This is a genomic window from Mesorhizobium sp. M1E.F.Ca.ET.041.01.1.1, assembly GCF_003997355.1.
GTDB lineage: Bacteria > Pseudomonadota > Alphaproteobacteria > Rhizobiales > Rhizobiaceae > Mesorhizobium.
Genome location: NZ_RZSL01000295.1, coordinates 1 through 7,647 on the forward strand (window position 1 = coordinate 1; position 7,647 = coordinate 7,647).

Sequence of the window (7,647 nt, forward strand, 5' to 3'; positions counted from 1 at the left end):
GGTACCAACCGTCGAAATCGGCGTGCGTATTGCGCAGCGAGGCAAGCTCTGCCGTGAATTTGGCCTTTGCGCCTAAATTTGAGGCAGATACCCGACCTGCAAGCGGGAACATCAGAATCTTTGCCGACGGACGGGACGTGGTGACTTCCATTGGCGGCCTCCCTTATTCTCCAGGAGCTTGGCGATTCAACTTTCTCCCAAGATAGGTTCTGCGATTCATTTAGGCAATATGCCCGCAAAAAGATCAATATTTGCCTACTATTTATGCATATTCTACAGTTGGACGATTGCCGCGCATTGCTGAGACGGCTCAACAGATTCAACGCGTTGCCACAATCATTTTGCCGCACCCGGGGCGGGGAGAGTGGCACACGAATTGCTTTTTAACGACCGGCAGGCCGGCCAGGTCCGGCCGTGCGTCGATCCCGCCGTGGCGCGGCGTCCAAGCAACGAGAGGCACTGGAATGACCAAATACAAGCTCGAGTATATCTGGCTCGACGGCTACACCCCGACCCCCAATCTGCGCGGCAAGACCCAGATCAAGGAGTTTGCCGAGTTCCCGACCCTCGAGCAGCTGCCGCTGTGGGGCTTCGACGGCTCCTCGACGAACCAGGCCGAAGGCCGCAGCTCCGACTGCGTGCTGAAGCCGGTAGCGGTTTATCCGGATCCGGCCCGCACCAACGGCGTTCTCGTCATGTGCGAGGTCATGATGCCCGATGGTGTGACGCCGCACGCGTCGAACAGCCGCGCGACCATCCTCGATGACGAGGGCGCCTGGTTCGGCTTCGAACAGGAGTATTTCTTCTACAAGGACGGCCGTCCGCTCGGCTTCCCCGAGAGCGGCTATCCGGCTCCGCAGGGCCCGTATTACACCGGCGTCGGCTACAAGAATGTCGGCGATGTCGCGCGCCAGATCGTCGAGGAGCATCTCGACCTCTGCCTCGCCGCCGGCATCAACCATGAAGGCATCAACGCCGAGGTGGCGAAGGGCCAGTGGGAATTCCAGATTTTCGGCAAGGGTTCCAAGAAGGCCGCCGACCAGATGTGGATGGCGCGTTACCTGCTCCTGCGTCTTACCGAGAAGTACGGCATCGACATCGAGTTCCACTGCAAGCCGCTCGGCGACACCGACTGGAACGGCTCGGGCATGCACTGCAACTTCTCGACCAACTATATGCGCGAAGTCGGCGGCAAGGCCTATTTCGAGGCGCTGATGGCGCAGTTCGAAAAGAACCTGATGGATCACATCGCCGTCTATGGTCCGGACAACGACAAGCGCCTGACCGGCAAGCACGAGACCGCGCCGTGGAACAAGTTCTCCTACGGTATCGCCGACCGCGGCGCCTCGATCCGCGTTCCGCACTCCTTCATCAAGAACGACTACAAGGGCTATCTGGAAGACCGTCGCCCGAACTCGCAGGGCGACCCCTACCAGATCGCCTCGCAGGTCCTGAAGACGATCTCGCAGGTCTCGACCGACGCCGTTTCAGCGGCCGCCTGACGGACGAGCTTCGATTACAGAAAAAAGCCCCGGCGGAAAAAATGCCGGGGCTTTTTTCATGGCGAATGCCGATGCGCTGCCGTCAGCCGGCGAGCACGGCCTCCCCGGTCGCCTGACGGCGAGCGTTCGCATTTCCTATTGATGGCCAAATCTTCCACCAGGCCGGACAATGGGCGGACAGGTCGCGCCGCAAATGAAAGGCCCTTGGAAAGGAGCACCTTCCAAGGGCCTAATTTTCTATTCGATCAGAGTGTCAGACCGAATAGTACATGTCGTACTCGACCGGGTGCGGAGTCATTTCGAAGCGCATGACCTCGGCCATCTTCAGCTCGATATAGCTGTCGATCTGGTCGTCGTCGAAGACGCCGCCGGCCTTCAGGAAGGCGCGATCCTTGTCGAGGCTCTGCAGGGCTTCGCGCAGCGAGCCGCAGACCGTCGGGATCTTTTTCAGCTCCTTCGGCGGCAGGTCGTAGAGGTCCTTGTCCATCGGCTGTCCGGGATGGATCTTGTTCTTGATGCCGTCGAGGCCGGCCATCAGCATGGCGGCGAAGCCGAGATAGGGGTTCGCGCCCGGATCGGGGAAGCGGACCTCGACGCGCTTCGACTTCGGCGACGAGCCGAACGGGATGCGGCACGAAGCCGAGCGGTTGCGCGCCGAATAAGCGAGCAGCACCGGCGCTTCATAACCGGGCACCAGCCGCTTGTAGGAGTTGGTGAGCGGGTTGGTGAAGGCGTTGATCGCCTTGGCGTGCTTGATGATGCCGCCGATATAGAACAGGCAGCTCTCCGACAGGCCGGCATATTCGTTGCCCGCGAAGGTCGGCTTGCCGCCCTTCCAGATCGACTGGTGGACATGCATGCCCGAACCGTTGTCGCCGAACACCGGCTTCGGCATGAAGGTGGCCGTCTTGCCATAGGCGTTGGCGACCTGGTGCACGACATACTTGTAGATCAGCATCTTGTCGGCGTTGCGCACCAGCGTATCGAACTTGATGCCGAGCTCGTGCTGGGCGGCCGCGACCTCGTGGTGATGCTTCTCGACGCGCACGCCCATCTCGGCGAGCACGGTCAGCATCTCGGAGCGCATGTCCTGGCATGAATCAACCGGCGGCACAGGGAAATAACCGCCCTTGGTGCGTGGACGATGGCCGAGATTGCCGGTTTCGTAGTCGGTGTCGTCATTGGACGGCAGTTCGGTGGAGTCCAGCCGGAAGCCGGTGTTATAGGGGTCGACCTTGTACTTGACGTCGTCGAACACGAAGAACTCGGCTTCCGGGCCAACGAAGATCTGGTCGCCGATGCCTTCAGACTTCATGTAGGCCTCGGCCTTCTTGGCGGTGCCGCGCGGGTCGCGATTATAGGCCTCGCCTGAGATCGGATCGAGGATGTCGCACAGGATGACCATGGTCGACTGGGCGAAGAACGGATCCATGTGAACGGTATCCGTGTCCGGCATCAGCACCATGTCGGACTCGTTGATCGCCTTCCAGCCGGCGATCGAGGAACCGTCGAACATGACGCCGTCGGCGACCATGTCTTCCTCGACCTCGACGACATCCATCGTCACATGCTGCAGCTTGCCCCGCGGATCGGTGAAGCGCAGGTCGACGAACTTCACGTCGTTGTCCTTGATCTGCTTCATGATGTCTTTGGCTGTCGTCATGTCATGTATCCCTGTTTGATGACGTTTTTTGATGATGACGGTTCAGAAAGGTGGGGTGGCGTCAGACGGCGTCCATGCCGGTTTCGCCGGTGCGGATGCGGACGACTTCCTCGATGTTGGATACGAAGATCTTGCCGTCGCCGATGCGGCCGGTCTGCGCCGCCTTGCGGATGGCTTCGATGGCGCCTTCGACGGCATCGTCGCCGAGCACCACCTCGATCTTCACCTTGGGGAGGAAGTCGACGACATATTCGGCGCCTCGATAGAGCTCGGTGTGGCCCTTCTGCCGGCCAAAGCCTTTGGCCTCGGTAACGGTGATGCCCTGCAGTCCGGCCTCCTGAAGCGCCTCCTTCACTTCGTCCAGCTTGAATGGCTTGATGATCGCTTCGATCTTTTTCATGTAAAAAGTGGCCTCCACTGCCAAAGAGACGGGTTGTGTACCCCGCTTGCGCCTCCATCAAGCACGAAGCGTGCCAATTCCCGGAGGTTGGAGACGGTATCGGGCGATTCAGATGCCATGCCGCACCCGGATGTAAATTCGCGCCATCCGCCGCATCGGATGCGTCATCGACGCCCAAAGCCTATACATCGCTCCTCCATCCGTCTGCGCAAAATTTGGGCAGATAGCGTATTTTGCAGGCAGATTCCCCTCAAGGCGCCACCGCTTTCCGGTGATAGTCAGCCGTCGCTGTTTGCGTCGAACCGCAAATCGGACAATGCTTGATCGGATGGAGATCGGCAATCCCATGCGCAATGAACTTCTTTCGCCGGCCGAGATGTCCGAGGCTGACCGCCTGGCGATCGCGGAGGGTCCGCTCGACGGTTACGGGTTGATGCGCCGTGCCGGTGAGGCGGTCGCGGCCGTCGTGCTGGCGCGCTACCCGGCGGCGACGCGGGTACACGTGCTGTGCGGTCCCGGCAACAATGGCGGCGACGGCTACGTCGTGGCGCGACTGCTTCAGGAAAGTGGCGTCGACGTCGCGTTGTGGGTGTCGGGCGAGCCGCGGCCAGGCAGTGACGCCGCGCTCGCCGCGGCCGACTGCCCGCTCGAGCGCCGGCCGCTGTCTGCTTTCACCACCGAGCCCGGCTCGCTCGTGGTCGTCGCACTCTATGGGGCGGGGCTGTCCAAGCCGCTGTCGGGCGATGCCGCCAGGGCGGTCCGGATCGTGACGGATCTCCGCTTGCCAGTCGTCGCCATAGATCTGCCTTCCGGCGTTGCCGGCGAGGGCGGGGCCATTCTCGGCTGCGCATTTCGCGCAGCCATAACCGTGACCTTCGCGCGAAAGAAGCCGGGGCATCTGCTTTTGCCGGGGCGTGAGATGTGCGGCGAGATCGTGCTTGCCGACATCGGCATCGGTGACGGGATCATCGCTCAAATCGCGCCTCGAACCTTCGAGAACGGACCGGCGCTTTGGCTGGCAGGCTTTCCGGCCCCGGCTGTCGATACGCATAAATACAGGCGAGGCCACGCGAGCGTTTTTTCCGGCGGACCGTCGGCGACGGGTGCTGCTCGGCTGTCGGCACTTGCCGCCGCGAGAAGCGGGGCAGGGGCGGTGACTGTGCTGTCGCCGGCCAACGCCATGCAGGTGAACGCGGCGCATCTGACCTCGATCATGCTGCGCAAGGTCGATGCGGTTGCCGATCTCGGCGCGTTCCTCACCGATCGCCGCCCCTCGTCCTTCGTGCTCGGTCCGGGTTTCGGTGTCGGCGAAAAAGCGCGCGATTTTGTCCTCGCGCTGCTCGATGCAGGGCAGGGACAGGACACAGCCATTGAAGGGTTGGTGCTCGACGCAGACGGCATCACCTCGTTCCGCGACGAGCCCGAGACGCTGTTCCAGGCCGCCGGCAAGTCCGCGGCGCCGGCGCTGGTGATGACGCCGCATGAGGGTGAGTTCGCCCGGCTGTTCCCTGACGTCGCGAACGACAAGGCGCTCTCCAAACTGGCCAAGGCGCGCGCGGCGGCGGCGCGTGCCAATGCCGTCATCGTCTACAAAGGCGCCGACACTGTTATCGCCGCGCCAGATGGACGCGCCGCCATCAACAGCAATGGAGCGCCTTGGCTTGCCACCGCCGGCTCGGGCGATGTGCTGGCGGGAATCGTCGCGGGGGTCTTGGCACAGGGCATGCCGGCCTTCGAAGCGGCCTGCGCGGGTGTCTGGATACATGCCGAAGCCGGCAGCCGGTTCGGTCCTGGGCTGATCGCCGAGGACATGCCGCTGGCTATGCTGCCGGTGTTGCGCGAACTGGTGGAGAGCGCCACCGGATGAAGCGGCTGGTTTTCCTTTTGGCTGCCCTCGCCATCGCCGGGTCCGTTGCGAAGGCGGCGCATGCCGCCGATCGTCCGGTCACCATTGTCGATCCACGCGCGCTCGATGCCGAGGGCTTCGGCTTCACTCCCGTCCGACACGCCTAGCGCCGCCAAGCATAGGGGACGTCATGCGCTTTGCGGGTGGCGTGCCTCTTCAAGAGCGCCGGCCAGGGCCTCGCGTACTCTTTCTTCGCTCACACCCAACGTGTCCTCGATCCAGCTGGGGGTCGAAATGGGCGGTTCGACAAGGCGAACGTGTTCATTCACCGGCGCGTGGAGATAAGAGAGATTTGAGCCGAAAATGAGCACACACGGAATGTTCAACGCTGCGGCGGCGTGCGACATGCCGCCATTGACGCCAAGGAACAGCGCTGACGCGCCCAGTTGATACATCACATCGATCAGCGGCGTGGTGGTGAAATCGACCGCATGTGGCACCTCGGCGCGAATCCGGTTCGCGGCATCGCGTTCGCGAGGGCCTCCGACGATCCACACGGCCCAGCCCCGATTGGAATAGTCTTTTGCGATCGAGATGAAGCGCTCCATCGGCCACGATCGGGGGCTTTCCATATCGCCGGTAAAAATCGCCAGAGCCGGCCTGTCGGCTTCGACACCGGCACGGCTGCGCCAGTCATCCAACTCCGCGGCGGGAATGATCATCTGCGGCGCCGGCCAATCGACGTTGGCCATCGGCTTCGCACCCAGCGTGACGATGGAGCACACCTCTTCATAGAGGCGTGTCTTGCGCGGGCCGAACGCCCACAAATGCCGCAACCAGTCCGCCGGCAGGCGGTTGACCAAACCGAACTGCAGCTCCTGCGGGTAGCCGATCCGCTCCGGTATGCCGGCCATGAACGGTATCAAGGCTGCTTTGATCGTGCTTGTCATGAGATAGGCCGAGCCATAGTTCTCTTTGCGGAGCTCGCCAGCGAGATTGCGGCGTGCCGCCAAGCCCAACTGCATAGGCCGCCTATTGAGCGCCCAGGCTTTGCGGACATGCGGCATGAATCGGGCGAAAGCTACGTTGCCGGGCGATGTCACAACATCGATCGGACAGTCGGGAAACCGCTTCGCGAGGATGCGGATGGCCGAATGACAGCGGACGAAATCGCCGACCGCCGGAAAGCCGACCAGGAGAATTGGATCCAACAGATATACCTTTCAATTCTATCGAGCCGAGGCGCCACCGCTGTCCGGCAGATTGACTTCGCTCGTTTCGGCTGCCTATTGCCGCTACTCTATCCGGCGAGGTCCATATCCCCCGCCGCTAATGTTTGACAAGGCTCTCCGGAAAAGGACAATTTGCATGGTCCGCCCCATACTCGTCGAGATCGCCCCCGGCGAATTGCTGGACAAGATATCGATCCTCGAGATCAAGGCGGCAAGCATTGCCGACGCGGCCAAGCGCGCCAACGTCCTGCACGAACTGGAGCAATTGTCCCATGTTCGCGACCAGCACATTCCGGCATCGGAGGCGTTGGCGGGTCTTTACGCGGACCTGAAGGCCGTCAATCAGGCGCTCTGGGTTATCGAGGACAATATCCGCGTGGAGGAACTCAACAAGCGTTTCGGTGACCGTTTCATTGAACTCGCCCGCGGCGTCTATCGGACGAACGATCGTCGCGCCGCGCTGAAGCGGGAGATAAACCTGCTGCTGAGTTCCGCGATCATCGAGGAAAAATCCTACGAAAACTACGAATAGGACCATCCCTCACAGCGGGATGTTGTCGTGCTTCTTCCAGGGGTTCTGCATGTCCTTGTTGCGCAGCATGCGCAGCGCCCGCGCGATACGGCGGCGGGTCGAGTGCGGCATGATCACCTCGTCGACATAGCCGCGCTCTGCCGCGACGAAGGGCGACAGGAAGCGATCCTCGTAGGTCTTTGTGTGGGCGGCGATCTTTTCCGCGTTGCCGATGTCCTTGCGGTAGATGATCTCGACCGCGCCTCTCGCCCCCATCACCGCGATCTGCGCCGTCGGCCAGGCATAGTTCATGTCGCCGCGCAGGTGCTTCGACGCCATGACGTCATAGGCGCCGCCATAGGCCTTGCGGGTGATCACCGTGATCTTCGGCACGGTCGCCTCCGCATAGGCGAAGAGCAGCTTGGCGCCATGCTTGATCAGCCCGCCATATTCCTGCGCCGTGCCGAAGATCACGGTGATCACCCGCAAGGCC

At 62.1% G+C, this 7,647-nt stretch carries 9 protein-coding genes; 4 read left to right on the forward strand and 5 right to left on the reverse strand.

The features are described from left to right. Positions 1-151, reverse strand: a 151-nt coding sequence (locus EOA38_RS21900; protein WP_127300233.1) for a DUF2735 domain-containing protein, incomplete at its 3' end; no start/stop codon positions are given. A 313-nt stretch (positions 152-464) separates the two neighbouring features. On the opposite strand from EOA38_RS21900, the gene EOA38_RS21905 reads away from it, so the two are divergent. Next, the gene (locus tag EOA38_RS21905) at positions 465-1,502 is read left to right on the forward strand and encodes a glutamine synthetase beta-grasp domain-containing protein (RefSeq protein WP_127300234.1); all 1,038 of its coding nucleotides are present in this window, start codon (positions 465-467) and stop codon (positions 1,500-1,502) included. A 253-nt stretch (positions 1,503-1,755) separates the two neighbouring features. Here EOA38_RS21905 and glnA read toward each other — a convergent pair whose 3' ends face one another. Together glnA and EOA38_RS21915 are read right to left on the reverse strand one after the other, a co-directional pair. Further along, entirely contained in the window at positions 1,756-3,165 is a 1,410-nt protein-coding gene (glnA, locus tag EOA38_RS21910; RefSeq protein WP_127300235.1) for a type I glutamate--ammonia ligase, read from the reverse strand. Positions 3,166-3,226: 61 nt separating this feature from the next. Then, positions 3,227-3,565 (reverse strand): P-II family nitrogen regulator, encoded by a 339-nt coding sequence (locus EOA38_RS21915; RefSeq protein WP_006205430.1) that lies wholly within the window; start codon positions 3,563-3,565, stop codon positions 3,227-3,229. Between the two features lie 346 nt (positions 3,566-3,911). On the opposite strand from EOA38_RS21915, the gene EOA38_RS21920 reads away from it, so the two are divergent. After that, positions 3,912-5,432 carry an NAD(P)H-hydrate dehydratase gene (locus EOA38_RS21920; protein ID WP_127300236.1) on the forward strand — a complete coding sequence of 507 codons (1,521 nt, stop codon included), beginning with the start codon at positions 3,912-3,914 and terminating at the stop codon, positions 5,430-5,432. Next, positions 5,429-5,578: a hypothetical protein gene (locus EOA38_RS39255; RefSeq protein ID WP_189434791.1), complete on the forward strand. Its 150-nt coding sequence runs from the start codon at positions 5,429-5,431 to the stop codon at positions 5,576-5,578. The genes EOA38_RS21920 and EOA38_RS39255 overlap by 4 nt, the downstream gene beginning before the upstream one ends. A gap of 21 nt (positions 5,579-5,599) precedes the next feature. Here EOA38_RS39255 and waaF read toward each other — a convergent pair whose 3' ends face one another. Continuing rightward, on the reverse strand, positions 5,600-6,622 hold the full coding sequence (waaF, locus tag EOA38_RS21925; protein WP_127300237.1) for a lipopolysaccharide heptosyltransferase II: 1,023 nt from the start codon (positions 6,620-6,622) through the stop codon (positions 5,600-5,602). Positions 6,623-6,779: 157 nt separating this feature from the next. Between waaF and EOA38_RS21930 the strand changes: the two genes are divergently transcribed. Then, entirely contained in the window at positions 6,780-7,175 is a 396-nt protein-coding gene (locus tag EOA38_RS21930) for a DUF6165 family protein (protein WP_127300238.1), read from the forward strand. Between the two features lie 9 nt (positions 7,176-7,184). Here EOA38_RS21930 and EOA38_RS21935 read toward each other — a convergent pair. Further along, a partial coding sequence (locus EOA38_RS21935; RefSeq protein ID WP_281060112.1) for a carboxyl transferase domain-containing protein occupies positions 7,185-7,647 on the reverse strand: 463 nt, incomplete at its 5' end.